At 29.5% G+C, this 16,995-nt stretch carries 19 protein-coding genes; 17 read left to right on the top strand and 2 right to left on the bottom strand.

The window, feature by feature from the left end; all coding sequences use genetic code 11:
- Positions 1–9 precede the first annotated feature (9 nt).
- The 12 genes from AC2TEO_RS07015 to AC2TEO_RS07070 all read left to right on the top strand — a co-directional run bounded on the left by AC2TEO_RS07015 (position 10) and on the right by AC2TEO_RS07070 (position 6,987).
- Positions 10–228, top strand: a complete 219-nt coding sequence (locus AC2TEO_RS07015) for a hypothetical protein (RefSeq protein ID WP_442267418.1) — start codon at positions 10–12, stop codon at positions 226–228.
- Positions 229–292: 64 nt separating this feature from the next.
- Entirely contained in the window at positions 293–919 is a 627-nt protein-coding gene (locus tag AC2TEO_RS07020) for a metallophosphatase domain-containing protein (protein WP_442267419.1), read from the top strand.
- 6 nt (positions 920–925) lie between these two features.
- Positions 926–1,507, top strand: a complete 582-nt coding sequence (locus tag AC2TEO_RS07025) for an LOG family protein (RefSeq protein WP_442267420.1) — start codon at positions 926–928, stop codon at positions 1,505–1,507.
- Between the two features lie 102 nt (positions 1,508–1,609).
- The gene (locus AC2TEO_RS07030) at positions 1,610–1,852 is read left to right on the top strand and encodes a cupin domain-containing protein (RefSeq protein WP_442267421.1); all 243 of its coding nucleotides are present in this window, start codon (positions 1,610–1,612) and stop codon (positions 1,850–1,852) included.
- A gap of 129 nt (positions 1,853–1,981) precedes the next feature.
- Positions 1,982–2,362, top strand: a complete 381-nt coding sequence (locus AC2TEO_RS07035; protein ID WP_442267422.1) for a hypothetical protein — start codon at positions 1,982–1,984, stop codon at positions 2,360–2,362.
- Positions 2,363–2,441: 79 nt separating this feature from the next.
- Positions 2,442–2,621 (top strand): hypothetical protein, encoded by a 180-nt coding sequence (locus AC2TEO_RS07040; protein WP_442267423.1) that lies wholly within the window; start codon positions 2,442–2,444, stop codon positions 2,619–2,621.
- A gap of 63 nt (positions 2,622–2,684) precedes the next feature.
- Positions 2,685–3,185 carry a GNAT family N-acetyltransferase gene (locus AC2TEO_RS07045; protein WP_442267424.1) on the top strand — a complete coding sequence of 167 codons (501 nt, stop codon included), beginning with the start codon at positions 2,685–2,687 and terminating at the stop codon, positions 3,183–3,185.
- A 76-nt stretch (positions 3,186–3,261) separates the two neighbouring features.
- Entirely contained in the window at positions 3,262–3,957 is a 696-nt protein-coding gene (locus tag AC2TEO_RS07050; protein ID WP_442267425.1) for a CPBP family intramembrane glutamic endopeptidase, read from the top strand.
- A gap of 83 nt (positions 3,958–4,040) precedes the next feature.
- The gene (locus AC2TEO_RS07055) at positions 4,041–4,967 is read left to right on the top strand and encodes a hypothetical protein (RefSeq protein ID WP_442267426.1); all 927 of its coding nucleotides are present in this window, start codon (positions 4,041–4,043) and stop codon (positions 4,965–4,967) included.
- A 92-nt stretch (positions 4,968–5,059) separates the two neighbouring features.
- Positions 5,060–5,917, top strand: a complete 858-nt coding sequence (locus tag AC2TEO_RS07060) for an FkbM family methyltransferase (protein ID WP_442267427.1) — start codon at positions 5,060–5,062, stop codon at positions 5,915–5,917.
- 12 nt (positions 5,918–5,929) lie between these two features.
- Positions 5,930–6,499: a hypothetical protein gene (locus AC2TEO_RS07065; RefSeq protein WP_442267428.1), complete on the top strand. Its 570-nt coding sequence runs from the start codon at positions 5,930–5,932 to the stop codon at positions 6,497–6,499.
- Between the two features lie 29 nt (positions 6,500–6,528).
- A complete protein-coding gene (locus AC2TEO_RS07070) occupies positions 6,529–6,987 on the top strand; it encodes a hypothetical protein (RefSeq protein ID WP_442267429.1) in 459 nt (152 codons plus the stop codon).
- Positions 6,988–7,136: 149 nt separating this feature from the next.
- On the opposite strand, the gene AC2TEO_RS07075 is transcribed toward AC2TEO_RS07070, so the two are convergent.
- The gene (locus AC2TEO_RS07075) at positions 7,137–9,521 is read right to left on the bottom strand and encodes a penicillin acylase family protein (protein ID WP_442267430.1); all 2,385 of its coding nucleotides are present in this window, start codon (positions 9,519–9,521) and stop codon (positions 7,137–7,139) included.
- A gap of 69 nt (positions 9,522–9,590) precedes the next feature.
- Between AC2TEO_RS07075 and AC2TEO_RS07080 the strand changes: the two genes are divergently transcribed.
- From AC2TEO_RS07080 to AC2TEO_RS07100, 5 genes are all read left to right on the top strand, one after another.
- On the top strand, positions 9,591–10,739 hold the full coding sequence (locus AC2TEO_RS07080; protein WP_442267431.1) for a DegT/DnrJ/EryC1/StrS family aminotransferase: 1,149 nt from the start codon (positions 9,591–9,593) through the stop codon (positions 10,737–10,739).
- A 1-nt stretch (position 10,740) separates the two neighbouring features.
- Complete coding sequence (gene galE, locus AC2TEO_RS07085) at positions 10,741–11,751, top strand: UDP-glucose 4-epimerase GalE (RefSeq protein ID WP_442267432.1); 1,011 nt, start codon at positions 10,741–10,743, stop codon at positions 11,749–11,751.
- Positions 11,752–11,824: 73 nt separating this feature from the next.
- A complete protein-coding gene (locus AC2TEO_RS07090) occupies positions 11,825–12,391 on the top strand; it encodes a TetR/AcrR family transcriptional regulator (protein ID WP_442267433.1) in 567 nt (188 codons plus the stop codon).
- A 52-nt stretch (positions 12,392–12,443) separates the two neighbouring features.
- Positions 12,444–12,986 carry a carboxymuconolactone decarboxylase family protein gene (locus AC2TEO_RS07095; RefSeq protein WP_442267434.1) on the top strand — a complete coding sequence of 181 codons (543 nt, stop codon included), beginning with the start codon at positions 12,444–12,446 and terminating at the stop codon, positions 12,984–12,986.
- A gap of 129 nt (positions 12,987–13,115) precedes the next feature.
- Positions 13,116–15,953 (top strand): M16 family metallopeptidase, encoded by a 2,838-nt coding sequence (locus AC2TEO_RS07100; RefSeq protein WP_442267435.1) that lies wholly within the window; start codon positions 13,116–13,118, stop codon positions 15,951–15,953.
- A gap of 149 nt (positions 15,954–16,102) precedes the next feature.
- Here AC2TEO_RS07100 and fabD read toward each other — a convergent pair whose 3' ends face one another.
- Complete coding sequence (gene fabD / locus AC2TEO_RS07105; RefSeq protein WP_442267436.1) at positions 16,103–16,990, bottom strand: ACP S-malonyltransferase; 888 nt, start codon at positions 16,988–16,990, stop codon at positions 16,103–16,105.
- Positions 16,991–16,995: the final 5 nt, after the last annotated feature.

Below are 16,995 nucleotides of genomic sequence, written 5' to 3' on the forward strand. Positions count from 1 at the left end.
CTTTTTCTAATGACTAAACTAAATGTTGCTCATTTTTTAGGAGTTTATCAAATGAGGAAAAAGATGCATGAAGATGGAATAAATAACCCTAGTGAAGAATTCAAAAAGTTCACTAGAGATTTCGTCGAAAAATTATCTAAAATGCCAATGGAAGAAAAAATGAGTTGTAAAAATGGTTCATTTTTCGATTCTAAAGGAAATGTTATTGCAAAACTGCCTTTAAAATAAAATGATTTATCATCTTTCAGTTGAAACTAAAACTGTAATTTGTTGGTTTATTAAAGTTTAATTCATGAAAATAGTTTGTATTTCAGATACGCACGGACTTCACAAATCGGTATCATTACCAAAAGGTGACATGATTATTCATGCTGGTGATGTAAGCAACCGTGGAGAAAAGCATGAAGTTCTAGATTTTCTGAATTGGTTTAAAGCGCTTGATTTTAAACACAAAATATTTATCGCTGGTAATCATGATTTTTTCTTTGAAAAAGCGAGTCCTGAAGAAATTGAAGAACTTATACCTTCCAGTATTATTTATCTTAATGATTCTGGTATAACTATCGAAGGAATCAATATTTGGGGATCGCCTATCCAACCTTGGTTTTACGATTGGGCTTTTAACCGACAAAGAGGTGAAGAAATTCAAAAACACTGGGATAAAATTCCAGAAGAAACAGATATTTTAATAACTCACGGTCCTGCCTACGGAGTTCTTGATTTAACCAATAAAGATGAAACAGTCGGCTGTGAAAACTTACTGAACACAATTAAAAAAATTAAACCTAAAGTTCATTTAGCTGGACATATACATGAAGCTTACGGAACTACTAAAAAATTTGGTGTAAATTTTATTAATGCCAGTATACTAAACATTAGATATGAAGTTACAAATGCACCAATAACAATCGAATATTAAATTATTATGAATAGAATTACAGTTTTTTGCGGTTCAAGTTTTGGAACCGATACTGAATTTAAAATTCAAGCAAGAAAGCTTGGTAATCAATTAGCTCTTGAAAACATCGAACTTGTTTACGGCGGAGCAAATGTTGGATTAATGGGTGAAGTAGCCAACGGAACTTTAGAAAACAAAGGAAAAGTAATTGGCGTTTTACCTAAGTTTTTAGCAACAAAAGAAATTGCGCATACCGAATTAACTCAGCTTATTTTGGTGGAATCTATGCACGAAAGAAAAACAAAGATGAATGATCTTTGCGACGGAGTAATTGCTTTACCTGGTGGTTTTGGAACTCTAGAAGAACTTTTTGAAATGTTAACTTGGGGGCAATTAGGTCTTCATAAAAAACCTATCGGAATACTTAATAGTAACGGATATTACAATGAGCTTATCTCTTTTTTAGATACTATGGTTACAAAAGGGCTTTTAAAAGAAGTAAATAGAAATATGGTTTTAGTTAGTAATGATGTTGATGATCTACTTAGCAAAATGAAAACTTATAAAGCTCCAACAGTAGAAAAATGGATTACGAAAAAAACACTTTAAAAAAATCAACAAAAGAAAAACAGCGAACATTATTATTGGGGTGATCAATGCAGCGGATGGCATTTAGTAAAGTCTAAAAATTTAAGCATTATTGAAGAACTCATGCCTCCGAATACTAAAGAACAAAAACATCATCACAAAAAAGCGCAGCAGTTCTTTAGAATTTTAAAAGGAATAGCAACTTTTGAAATTGAAAGTTCCATTATTATAGTTGAAAGTGGAGAGGGAATTCATATACCGGCAAACGTAAAACATAGAATTTTGAATCAACAAAATAAAAATTTAGAATTCATCGTAATCTCTCAACCAACAACTCGTGGAGATCGCTATAATGAAGTGGATTAAAAATAAATATGTATGTTTGAAAAATAAAAATTGATAAAATAAGTCAAATTTGTGTCAAACTTATTTCAGGACGAGACATAAATATAATATAAATTGTAGCGTAAGATTTACGAATCTTAAATATTGAAATTGAAAAAAATAGAAAAACATATAAAATTTCTTATTTCCTTCCTTCTGATTTTCAGTCTGACGGTAACAGAATGTTCTTCTATATCTACTCCAAATAATAATCCTAGTTATTTTCAAATTTCTTTCGCAAAAAAGCAAAAGAAATTAACTTATGAATATGCTAAATACAATACTAATAATAAGCAATTATTAGTAGATTATTTCCTTGAAAAATTTCTTATTTATCTTAATTTCAAAGAGATTCATAACTTTTCAACTAAGAAGATTTTAGATGTACAACATTTTGAATTTCTAAAAATTAGTCATGCAATTTATAAGCAAACTTTTCTAATCAAAAAGTTTATATCTAACCATCAAATTTCAAGTTTATACATAGCATAGCAGACTTCTAGTTTCTATGCAATATGCAATCTCATTGCATCGGTGATAAAATAAATTTCTAACCTTTTATCCTGAAAAAATGTATAACTCAAAAAATAAAAAAAACGTAAGAAAAAACAATTCATTAATTCATCGAATTAAAAGAAGAATAGCTTTAATTATAACTGCATTCATGTTAGGCATGGCTAACGCTATGCACGATGAGGATAAAATGATTTATGGAAATAAACACAGAATTGAACAAAAAAAGAAAGATTAACACATCTCAATAATAATTAATAATATCTATTTTAATTACTTTTATATTTCTAAAACCTACTGAATGAATATTTCTTTCAAACTAATTATACCTCAACAAATAAATTCTGTTTTAAAGCTATTTAAAGAAACAGCTGAAAAGATTCATCAAAAGAATATAAATCACTGGCAATACTGGAAAAACCCACCTATTGAAAAAATTAATTGGGTGAAAGAAGGAATTCAAAATAAAGAATTCTTTTTCATTGAAAATGGAGATGAAAATATGGGAATGGTTAGAATTATGACTAAAGATATTTTGTATTGGGGTGAACAAGAAGCTCCTGCTAAATACATTCACTCATTAGTAATTAGAGAAAAATATAATGGTAAAGGATTAGGTGCTATAATTATTCAACAAATTAGTGATCAAGCTAAAAAAGAAAACTATAATTACCTCCGTTTAGATGCTGATAGTAATAATAGTAAACTCTGTAGTTATTATGAAAATTTAGGTTTCAAAAATGTAGGAACTAAAAAAGTGGCCTTATCTACAAATACTCTTTATGAAAAACACTTGATTTAAATGATAAAAAGCTAATTAAAAAACTGTAACAAGCTAAAAATTAAAGCGTCATACAAAAAACATTAATTGCTAGACTATGACTTCTGCTAACGAAAAAACTTCTAATTATCGCTATTTCCTTTTTGACTTAATTATTTACCTGAGTGTAATGTTCTTGATAAGAGAAATATACTTTGAAAAAGTTAGTTTTATTGTTAATGGATTATTCTGGAGTTTTTCTACTTTGGCAATCGCTATTTGGCGAATGAGAGTTCGTAATATTTCTTGGTCTGACATAGGACTTAAAAAACCTGAAAGTATTCAAAAAACTATTTTCGTTACCATTGGTATTTTAATTAGCATTGTAATATCTATAATGGTTTTTGAACTTATTAAAGATCATCTTCCATTTTCTATTGAAGAAAAAAACTATGGTGAAAATTCCGCTTCCAAATTTGGAAATTTGAAAGGAAACTGGGTACTATTTTTTACGATTATTCCAGCTGTATTAGTGGAATCTATGCTAGAAGAGTTATTAGACCGAGGTTTTTTAATTAATTGGTTCGAACGTTTATTTTCAAAAACTACTGTAACTACAATTTTAGCCGTTCTTCTTCAAGCATTAATTTTTGGCTTCAGACATTCTTATGACATATCAGATCGATCTATAAGAGTAGCTATAATTGGGTTGATAATGGGAATTGCTTATGTTAAGTTCGGAAGAAATTTATGGCCTTTAATTATTGCACATTGTATTTTAAATACTATGTCGATGATAGACAGGGTAGGTTAATTTAAACTGAAATTGTTATGTAATAAACAAAGCTTTAGTAAAAAAACTAATCTTAGTATTTTTATCAAAAAATTCAACTAAAAATGAATAATCCTATAGTTATACTTTGTGCTATCATTCTAATTTATTTTGTAATTGCTACATTTTTAAAAAATAAAAAAAAGCATCGACGAAAATACTCTTTAGGTTTACAATCTGCTGAAGAAATTGAAAATTGGATAAAAAACAAAAGCTATGATAAAATAGAAAATCATATTCGAAATCAAGCATTGAATGATATTACTCAAATCGTAGATCATTTAGCTTTATCGCTTAATGAAGAAGATATTACAACTTGGCATACTAGTGAGGATACCGATTTTTCTAAACTTACTTTAGGTGTTTTTTACTTACACTTAGCTTGGATTGCTAGAAGTCATAAATTAGCTAAAGATGTTTCTGAAAAAAATGCAGAAAGTTTTTTCGAATATTTAATAGAAGCTAAAGAAATCTTTAGTGAAATTCCTGAAAACTCATTTTTTACTCCAGAATTAAACGCTAGAGAAATTCGCTTATATATGAGTTTAAACAATAGTCATTCTGCAACCAATGCTTTTCATAAAGTTTCAAAAAGTAATCCAGAATTAATTTGGCCTTATTTACATTATACAGAATTCATTCAGCCAAAATGGGGTGGTGATGTAGAAGATTTATTAAATTTTTATGAAAATTTACCAGATCATTTCTTAATTCGATCTATAGTAGAACTAAAATTTATTATGGATTCAATTATTATGGATGATAACTATTTCAAAAAATACAATGCTAATGTTTACAATTTTGCTCATGATAAAGTAATAGCTATAGATAAAGAATTTGACAGCACAAATGTTACCTCTGTTCATAAATACATTTTATTTAATTACATGGAAGCAGTTTGTGAACAATTAAATCTTAATAAGCTTCAAAAAAAGTACAAACGTTTAATGGACAATAATTATACGATTTTTCCATACGGCTTAATTCAATAAGTATTTTTTCAGAAGTATTACTTAAACATAAGTAACTCTCAGGTTTATCATTTTAATTACATTTACAATCCTAAAAAGAAAGCATAGTTATAGTGAGTTTATTTAACTATATCAAAAGAAAATTAAAGAAGAAATCGATAAAGAAAACTTTTAAAGAATACGGTTATGAAATAAAAGATTTTCTTGTATCTCCTTTGGATCATATTCAATATGCACAATGGTTACATCCTTTAGAAAAACCTAAAAAGATTTCGATAGAAAATATTAACTTTTATAAATCTATCACAACTAAAAACAGTTTTATTATAGATATTGGTGCTCATACCGGAGATACAACAATTCCTATGAGTTTAGCCGTTGGTAAACAAGGAAAAGTTTTAGCTATAGAACCTAATCCTTATGTATTTAAAATTTTAAAAAAGAATACTGAACTCAATCCTCAATTAACAACCATAATTCCCGAATGTTTTGCTGTTACAGAAAAAGAAGGCACATTCGTTTTTAACTATAGTGATGCTTCTTTTTGTAATGGCGGTTTTTTGTCTCAGATACAGAAAAAAGAACACAAACATAACTATACATTAGAAGTTAAAGGAAAAAATCTATACAATTATTTAACCCAAAAATATACTACTGAACTTCAACAATTAAGTCTAATCAAAATTGATGCAGAAGGTTACGACAAAGAAATTTTAAAAACTATTCCAGATATTTTAAATACCTATAAACCTGCATTAATGGTAGAATGTTATCGATATTTAGATAGAGAAGAAAGAGACGATCTTTTTAATACTTTATCTAATCATGGTTATCTTATTTTCTCTATCGAGAATTTTGAATCTTTAGATACTTTAAAAGAAATTAAAAGAGAAGATATGATGTACAAAAAACATTTTGAGATTCTTGCTTTACATCAAACTAAAAAAGATCACTATAAATTTCTGAATTAAATTACTTAAAAAGTGACTCTACATAAAAATCATACATTAAACTCTACTGATAAATTAACGCTTTTAGCTAAAGAATTCAATATTCATTCTTGGAATGAATTAACCTCGTTTATTGCAAATTTACCCTATGGTAGAAATGAAAATAGACATGATTTTTCTTTAGTTTTATCTGAAAAAAAAGGAAGTTGTAGTTCTAAACATGCACTTTTAAAAGCTTTAGCAGATGTAAATCAGATTCCTAATGTTAGTTTGATCCTAGGAATTTATAAAATGAATCATAAAAATACTCCTGGTATTGGAAATGTATTAGCAGAAAATAATCTAGACTTTGTACCTGAAGCACACTGTTATTTATCTATACAAGAAAAACGTTTTGATTTCACATCTAGCTCATCTTCAATTACAAGGATTGAGAATGATATTCTTTCAGAAATTGAAATTACTCCAAATCAAGTTGCAGAATACAAAGTTCAGTTTCATAAAGAGTATATGAAAAACTGGGTTAAAAAGAATAATATACCTTTTGATTTTGAAACCGTTTGGAAAATACGAGAACAATGTATTTATAATTTATCTCAGTAATTAATTATATTTATCATAATTAAACTGTTATGGAAATAATTATTACAAAAGGAAGAGATCGAAATACCTTAACATGTCAAAGAGAAAATAAGACTTTTACAAGCTATAATTTAGGTCCGAATCTTCCAAATCATGATATAGCTCATTATGTCATCGAAAAAAAGTTTCAATTCAATAAAGGTTTTTACGGTAATATAAAATCAGGAATGTCTATTGAAGAATTATCTGATAAAGAAATTATTAAAAACTTAGAGCAAGAAGCTTTATTAGCTGAAATCATGACAAGAAATTTACAAGCTATCGGTTCTGGTGCCGCTAAAATTGATGACTATATTTCTTTAGTTACTTGGGAAGCAAATAATTTAAATAATGTTCAAATACCTGAATTAAATCTTAAAATCATTGAAGAGTTAAAAATAGAATTTGATCATTTATGTACTCAATGGGAAGCCATTTCTGAAGGAGATCAATTGAAATTATTTTTTTGAAACAGTAATTTAATTTCAACAATACAGTTTTTTAATATCATTTCTCATCTAAAAAACAATAACATAAACACTTGTTTCAGAAAGTAAAAGTTACAACATAACATTTTTGAAAAAACTAATTCCCCAATAATTAAAATAAAACTATAAACTTACTTTGGTAAAAATTCTAATTTGTTTTTTGATTTTTGAATCTCTTCTTGATTCAATTTCATTTTGATATACTTTCCTTCTAAATATTTCTGTGCTTGATCTTTATAATAAGGACTAAATCTATTTCCACTCTGTCCTGTTGGTAAGATTGAAATACTATTTTCAATATCTGAAAAATCAATAACTCTTCGAGTTGATGGACCTCCAATTACTTTATATATACCTGAAGCATTTAACCTAAAAATATGATTATTAATTACCTCGTTTCCTCCATTAGTTTCAAATGGACCAACATTAAAAAACTCACGTAATAAACCTCCAGCTTTTCCTATAGGATGTTTATGTTCTACAGATAAAACTCGTTTCCATTTCCAAGTATTAAGATCTGTTCCTAATTGTTTCTCTAAAAAGGCAACCGCTTCTTTTAACGATGCTGTTACAATCTGTTTCTTATCTTCTTTTATTTCTTTTGTATTTATGTTATCCCACCAAACCGAAGCTTCTCTATTCATCTGAATAGCAATCATTTTCTTTTGTAATGGTGCGCCGTCTAAAAACTGTAAAAAAGCTTTTTCTCCTAATTCATCTTCATATGTGTTTTCTAAAAACTGATAAATAAACTTTGTATAAATTGTTGGAGCCACACTTTCTTTATAATAATTACCATCCCAAGCTGTTAAAAATTGAACCGCTTCTTTTTCTTTGGTATTTAAATCGTTTTCAGAAATACTTTTTAATGCTTTATGAATAACTTCTTTAACAACTAGAGAGTTAACATTATTCATCATTCTTGATACGTCTTCTTTTGTAAATTTCTCTTTTTCTTCAATATAAGTTACAATACGTTTTGCTCTATCTTCAGGTAAATAATATCCTGGATATAATTTTCCTGCTACAGAATCTGGCTGATTATTTGCAGAATATACATAACCCCAATCTGGATTTATTGCTTGCGGATTTTCTCCAAAATTCAAGAAATTAATAATCTCGTCTTTTCCTGTAGTTCCATCTAAATAAACTTTGGTATTTAAACTATCTCTAAACTGATATAATTTAGCGGCTCCAAACCAAGCGACGTTATCTTTTGCATCTCCGTACATTACATTTAAACCTGGAGCATGAATTTTAGAAACTCCTCTTTTAAATTCACTTAAAGAATTCGCATGAGACATTTCGTAACACACATCTAACAACTGATTAGGTAAATGTGTATAAATCCACTTCATTGCTATTGGACGTTCATCTTGAATTTGTTCTACAATATCATTCATGATAGGTCCATGTTGACTTACTCTAACTTGAAAAGTACTATCCTTCTCTTCCTTAACTTTTATTGTTCTTGAATACGTTTTGTAATTTTTATATCCATCAACAGTTTTATATTGATTTTGATTCTCCGGATGATCTTTTTCTATATAAAAATCAACATCATCATTTTCTAACATTGTTAATCCGTAAGCAAAATTTCTATTATGTCCTAACAAAGGAAAAGGAGTTAATGCTAAATTGAATCCATACAATTCAAAGTCAGGTGTTTTAATATGACTTTGATACCATACAGAAGGTTGAGAAAAGTTAATGTGTGGGTCGTTAGCAAAAATAACTTTCCCATTTTTAGTTTTCTTCGGTCCTAAAACCCATGAATTACTTCCTATAAAACTAGGCACAGGTAACTTTTCATAAATTTTATTAATTGCCGCAGTCATTTGAGCTTGTACAACTGGTTTTCTCGCATTTTTTATTAACTGACCATGTTCCGTTTGAATGCCTAGTTCAGCCAAATAATCAACTCCTAAATTCTGTTTAATTTCATTTAATAACGGATCTGTTTTATGTGCTGCAGCGAAACTAAAAGCCATGTAGCCAAAAACATTATACATGTCTTTTAATGTATATTCTTCTTTTTCAACACCCACTAAATGAAATTCTAACGGAGTAGTTCCTTCTTTTATAAATTGATTAATTCCTTTTAAATAAGCTAATGCTAATTGATAAGCTTTAGAATTCTTATCTAAATTATGAATCGTTTTAACTGCAGCTTCTTCAATACCTAAACTTCCAAAAAACTTATCTGCTCTTATTAATTCTTTGCCAAAAATTTCACTTAATCGTCCAGCAGCAATTCTTCGAATAACTTCCATTTGCCATAATCGATCTTGAGCATGTACATAACCAAAAACTTGGTAAGCATCTTCTTGATTCTGAGCGTTAATGTGAGGTACTCCTGCTTCATCATAAAATACAGTTACTTTGTCTTTTAAACCTTCAACAGAAACTTCTCCTTGGTAAGTAGGTTTTTGAAGATTACTAAAAATAAAATACCCTAAAACAAGTAAGGATGTGATTATTAAAAGAAAAAAAACAAGTTTTTTAAGTACTTTCATTTGTGCTAGTTTTTTATCAAATATAAAGGTTTTAAATTTGTACTTTTGAATACATAAACAAACGTCTAGATGAAAAAAATTCAAATGGTTGACTTACAAAGTCAGTATCAAAAAATTAAAGATATTGTAGATACTTCAATTCAAGAAGTATTAAATTCTTCAGCTTATGTGAATGGTCCTTATGTAAAAGAATTTCAAGCTGACTTAGAAAAATATCTTGACGTTAAACACGTAATTCCTTGTGCAAACGGAACTGATGCGCTACAAATTGCAATGATGGGACTTGGATTACAACCAGGGGACGAAGTTATCACTGCTGATTTCACCTTTGCTGCAACAGTAGAAGTTATTGGTTTATTAAACTTAACTCCTGTTCTAGTTGACGTTGAACCAGATTCTTTCAATATAGACATTGAAGCACTAAAAAAAGCAATTACTCCTAAAACAAAAGCTATTGTTCCTGTACATTTATTTGGACAAGTAGCGAACATGGAAGCTATTTTAGAAATTGCCAAAGAACATAATTTATTTGTTATTGAAGATAACGCTCAAGCGATTGGAGCTAATTATACTTTTAAAGACGGAACAAAGCAAAAAGCTGGTACTATAGGTGATGTTGGTACAACTTCTTTTTTCCCATCTAAAAACTTAGGTTGTTATGGTGACGGAGGTGCAATATTTACAAATGATGACGATTTAGCTCATATCATCAGAGGAATTGTAAATCATGGAATGTACAAACGTTATTATCATGATGTGGTTGGTGTAAACTCTCGTTTAGACAGTATTCAAGCGGCTGTTTTAAAAGCTAAACTTCCAAATTTAGATGCGTATTGCAACGCAAGGAGAGATGCTGCTAGATATTATAACAATGCGTTTGCTAGTAATGAAAATATCATCACCCCTACCTCTTCATCTTGTGGAAGTATCTGTGATACATGCGATTGTCATGTTTTTCATCAATATACTTTACAAATTACAAATGGAAAAAGAAATGAATTACATCAGCATTTGTTAGATAATAATATTCCAAATGCAATTTATTATCCTGTCCCATTACACAAGCAAAAAGCATATGCAGACGAACGCTATAATGAAGAAGATTTCACGGTAACAAATAAATTAATAGATACAGTTATTTCGCTTCCTATGCATACAGAATTAGATGAAGAACAATTAGCATTCATCACAAAAACTGTAAACGATTTTCTAAAATAAAATGAAAAAGATTCTTGTTACTGGCGGCTTAGGTTTTATAGGTTCCCATACTGCTGTTGAATTACAAAATTCAGGCTTTGATGTTATTATAATCGATGATTTATCGAATGCCAGAATAGAAGTATTAGAAAATATCGGAAAAATCACAGGTAAAGTTCCAGAGTTTTTTCAACTAGATCTAAAAAAGAAAGCAGAAGTAACAGATTTTTTTGAGAAAGTTCATGTAGATGGTATTATCCATTTTGCTGCTTACAAAGCAGTTGGGGAAAGTGTACAAAAACCTTTAGATTATTACGAGAATAATATTGGTAGTTTGGTATACATTCTTCAGGAAATGAGAGATAGAAATTTAAATAATTTCATTTTTAGTTCTTCTTGTACAGTATATGGACAAGCAGATGAACTACCAATAACTGAAAATGCTCCAATTAAACCTGCAGAATCTCCTTACGGAAATACCAAACAGGTTGGAGAAGAAATTATACAAGATAGTTGTAAAGCAAATGGCTTAAATGCCATTGCTTTACGATATTTCAATCCGATTGGTGCTCATGAAAGCGCTAAAATTGGAGAGCTTCCTTTAGGTGTTCCTCAAAATTTAATTCCATATGTAACACAAACTGCCGCTGGAATTAGAGAACAATTATCAATTTTTGGTGATGATTATGATACTCCTGATGGAACTGCCATTCGCGATTATATTCATGTTGTTGATTTAGCTAAAGCACACATTGCTGCTTTAAATCGTTTACTACATCAGAAAAATGAAACAGCTTTTGAAGTCTTTAATGTAGGAACAGGAAAAGGTAGTTCTGTTTTAGAAATTGTTAAAGCTTTTGAGAAAGCTACCAATCAAAATTTAAACTACAAAATAGTTGAGCGTAGAGCTGGAGATATTACAGCGGCTTATGCCGACACAAATATTGCTAACGAGAAACTGAATTGGAAAACAGAGAAAAGTTTAGAAGAAGCTCTGTTATCTGCTTGGAAATGGCAGAATACTCAATCTTAAAATTTAGAGAAAATATTAAACTTTTGTTAACTAGTTTGTTATTTCTAACCAATTGTTTAGTTTTGTAAAGTAAATGGCCCGAAAAAAAGAATACATAGAATCTGAAGTAATCGATAAAGCAATGGAACTATTCTGGAAGAATGGTTACGAAACTACTTCTATGCAAATGCTTGAGAAACAAATGGGCATTAATAAATTTTCTATTTATTCTAGTTTCGGAAGTAAGAAAGGTGTTTTTCTAGAATGTGTGAAATCTTATAGAAAAAAGCTTTTAGCTATTACAGATAAATTAAAAGATTCAAATAATGGTATCGTAGGAATCAAAGAATATTTCTATGATTTTTTAGAATTTGCAAAAGATAATAATGACTTTATAAAAGGATGTTTAGTTACCAATGCTGCTAATGAACTAAACGAAGATTCTGATCCGGTAATTAAAAATCAATTATCAAACTTCACTAAAGAAATAAGAAGTTTATTCGAAAATAATATTCGACAAGAAACTGGTTTTACCGAAGTACAAATTCAAGAACAGTCAGATTATTATATTGTTTCTATGTTCGGTTTATCTTCAGCTTCTAGAGTATTTAATAGACACCAATTAGACATTTTTATAGAAAACATTTTTAACAACACATAATTTTTTTAACCAATAACTAACCGATTGTTTAGTTATAAAAATCAATTTTAATATGAGTACATTAACTGTTCACACTATCGAAACTGCTCCTGAAAAAAGTAAAGGACAATTAGAAGAATCTGTAAAAGCATTTGGTATGTTACCAAACTTACATGGTGTATTAGCAGAATCTCCTGCTATTTTAGAAGGATATAAAACATTACACCATTTATTCTCTACACAAACAGCTTTTGACGCTGAAGAATTAACTGTAGTTTGGCAAACTATAAATGTAGAGCATGAATGTCATTATTGTGTTCCAGCACATACAGCTATTGCACATATGATGAAAGTTAATCCTGAATTAATAGATTCGTTAAGAAATAAAAGTGCTATGCCGAATGCTAAATTACAAGCATTATACGATACAACACTTATTATCTTAAGAAACAGAGGAAACATCTCTAAACCAGAATTAGATAAATTTTATGAAGCTGGTTATACGGAAAGACATGTTTTAGAAATTATCTTAGGACTTTCACAAAAAGTAATTAGTAATTATGTAAACCATATTGCAAATACTGAAGTAGATGAACCTTTTAAAAAATTCATGTAGATAAAAAAACTTGATTAGCAATAAAAAGAGACGATTAATAATAATCGTCTCTTAAACTTTTAACAAACTTTAGGGAATTTAGCCCATACTTCATTTTGTATCTTTAAGCCTTAATTTAGAAATGTAATCATGATAAAAAAATTAACTTGGGGATTCCTATTTTGCATTTTAATAGGCTGCACTTCTTCTGAACAAAAGCCTCAAAAAGTCGATTTAAAAATAGATTATGAGAAAATAACATTAGATAATGGTTTAGATGTTATTTTTCATGTAGACAAATCTGATCCTGTTGTTGCCGTAGAACTTATGGTTCATGTTGGTTCTGCAAGAGAAATAGAAGGTAGAACTGGTTTTGCTCACCTTTTTGAACACTTATTATTCTTAGAATCGGAAAATTTAGGTAAAGGTGGACTTGATAAAATGAGTGCACGAATTGGTGGTTCTGGTGCTAATGGATCTACTTCAAGGGATAGAACAAATTATTTGCAAACTGTTCCAAGCGATGCTTTAGAAAAAATGATTTGGGCAGAAGCTGATAAATTAGGCTGGTTTATTAATACAGTTACAGATCCTGTTTTAGCGAAAGAAAAACAAGTTGTAAAAAACGAAAAAAGACAAAGTGTTGATAATAGACCTTATGGACATAGACAGTATGTAATTGGAAAGAATTTGTATCCAAAAGATCATCCATACAATTGGCAAGTTATTGGTTCTTTAGAAGATTTACAGAATGCTACTTTACAAGATGTAAAAAACTTCTTTAAAAAATGGTATGTTCCTAATAATGCTACCTTAGTTTTATCTGGTGATTTAGATGTTACTCAAGCTAAAAAATGGGTTCATAAATATTTTGATGAAATTCCTAAAGGTGAAACAATTGCTCCGATTCAAAAAAGACCTGGAATTGTTAAGGAAACTAAACATTTAGTTTATGAAGATAATTTTGCTCGTTTACCAGAATTAACGTTAACATGGCCAACTGTAGAACAATACCATGAAGATGCATATGCTTTAGATATTTTAGCCGACTATTTAAGTAATGGAAAAAAAGCTCCTTTAAATAAAGTTTTGGTTGATGATTTAAAATTAACATCAGGAACAACAATGTTCAATTTCAATTCTGAAATTGCAGGCCAAACTCAATTGATTGTTAGAGCTTTCTCTAACACAAAATTAAATAAAGTTCAAAAAGGAATTTATACAGCATTTGCTGATTTTGAACAAAATGGAATTCCTCAAAAAGATTTAGATCGTATTAAAGCTGGTTTAGAAACAGATTTTTATAACAGTTTATCTAGCGTTCTTGGTAAAGGTTCTCGTTTAGCTTCTTACAATACATATACCGGAGATCCAGGATATGTGACGAAAGAATTGAATGAAACATTAGCTGTTACTACTGCAGATGTAATGGCTGTTTACAACAAATATATAAAAGACAAAAACTATATCGCTACTAGTTTTGTTCCAAAAACTCAACAAGAATTAGCTTTATCAAACTCGGTAGAAGCTAATGTAATTGAAGAAAAAATAGTTACCGGTGCAGAAGAATCATTCGATTCATCAATAGCAGCAACTTATGAAAAAACACCTTCATCTTTTGATCGTTCTATTGAGCCTCCATATGGAAAAGCTCCAGAATCAAAAACTCCAAATGTTTGGAAAGATGAATTAAAAAACGGATTAAAAGTATTTGGAATTCAAAGTGATGAAGTTCCATTAGTACAATTTAATTTTGTTATTGAAGGTGGACAATTACTTGAAAATATGGACAAATTAGGTGTTGCAAATTTAACAGCTAGTTTATTAGAAAAAGGAACTAAAAATAAAGATGTAAGTCAGTTAGAAGATGAATTAGCTCAATTAGGAGCATCTGTAAGTATTTTTGCTACTAAAAACAACATTCGAGTTTTTGGTAATACCTTAAAACGTAATTACAAGCAAACATTAGCTTTAGTTCAAGAAATGCTTTTGGAACCAAGATGGGATGAAGCTGAATTCGAGTTATTAAAAAAAGGTGCAATTACAAATTTAAGATCACAAGAAGCTAGTCCGACTTCAATAGCTTCTAATCAATATAATGCACTTATTTATGGAAAAGATAATATCCGATCTAAAAATGTATTAGGAGATGTAAAATCTGTTGAGTCTATTACAATCGATGATTTAAAAGCCTATTACAATAATTTCTTTTCTCCTTCAATAACTACAATGCATGTAGTTGGTGATATTGATAAAGAAAATATTATGGCTTCTTTACAAGAACTTGATACAAACTGGGCTGCTAAAGAAGTTACTATTCCAAGTTTTAAAACTCCTGAAGCTCCTGAAAAATCTACAGTATATTTCTATGATATTCCAAATGCTAAGCAATCTCAATTACGTTTTGGAGCACCAGCTTTAGCTTTTAATGATGCGGATTATTATCCTGCTACTGTTATGAATTATATTTTAGGTGGTGGTGGATTTGCTTCTCAATTAACACAACAATTACGAGAAGGAAAAGGATACACTTACGGAGTAAGATCTGGTTTTTCTGGAGGAAAAGATAAAGGTGCATTTACTATTGGTAGTGGAGTTCGCAGTAATGTTACTTTAGAAGCTTCTCAATTAGTAAAGCAAATTTTAGAAAACTATGCTCAAAATTATTCTGAAAAAGATTTAGCTACAACTAAAGGTTTCTTAATTAAAAGTAATGCGAGAGCTTTTGAAACTATGGGAGCTAAACTGAGAATGTTAGAAAATATTAGCACATATAATTTAACTAATAATTATATGAAGGATAGAGAAAAAATAGTTTCTGAAATGACTATTCCTAGAATTCAAGAATTAGCAAATCAATATGTAGATCCGAATAAAATGATTTGGTTAGTTGTTGGAGATGCAGAAACACAACTAAAAAGAATGAAAGAATTAGGTTTTGGAGAACCTGTGCTTTTAAATAAACTTGAAGAAAAAGTAAAACAGTAACAATAAAAAAAGGCTGATTAAAATTAGTTTCAATCGTCATTCTGAATTTATTTAAGAATCTCACTCAAAAGTAATCGTACGATTATAATGAGAACCTGAAACAAGTTCAGGTCGACGCAAATTAAATTTTTAATCAGCCTTATTTTTTATTATTCTCCGAAGCTTGCTCCACTAGCAGCTACACTTCTATCAATCTTACGCATTAAACCTTGTAAAACTTTTCCAGGACCAACTTCAATCACTTCAGTTGCTCCATCGGCAATCATTGCTTGAACACACTGTGTCCATTTTACAGGTGCAGTCAATTGCGCAATTAAATTTTCTTTAATCTCGTTAGGATCTGTAATTGCTTTTGCAGCTACGTTTTGATACACTGGGCAATTTGGTGTATTAAAAGTAGTTTCTTCGATAGCCTTTGCTAACTCTTCTCTAGCTGGCTCCATAAGTGGCGAATGAAAAGCTCCACCAACCGGTAATACTAAAGCTCTTTTAGCTCCTTTTTCTTTTAAAACCTCACAAGCCTTATTAATAGCTTCGATTTCTCCAGAAATTACTAATTGTCCAGGACAATTATAATTTGCAGCTACTACTACTCCATCAATAGATTCGCAAACTTCTTCTACAACTGTATCTTCTAAACCTAAAACAGCAGCCATAGTAGATTCTTGAGCTTCACAAGCTTTTTGCATTGCTAAAGCTCTTTTAGAAACTAAAGTTAAACCATCTTCAAAAGATAATACACCATTTGCAACTAAAGCAGATAATTCTCCTAAAGAATGTCCTGCAACCATATCAGGTTTAAACTCTTCACCTAATACTTTAGCAAGAATAACTGAATGTAAAAATATAGCTGGTTGAGTTACTTTCGTTTGTTTTAATTCATCCGCACTACCTTCAAACATTACGTCGGTAATACTAAAACCTAAAATAGAATTTGCTTTTTCGAAAAGCTCTTGAGCGATAGGTGATTTTTCATATAAATCTAAACCCATTCCTGTAAATTGTGCTCCTTGTCCAGGAAAAACATATGCCTTCATAAATT

This window comes from Tenacibaculum aquaeponti, from assembly GCF_057221555.1.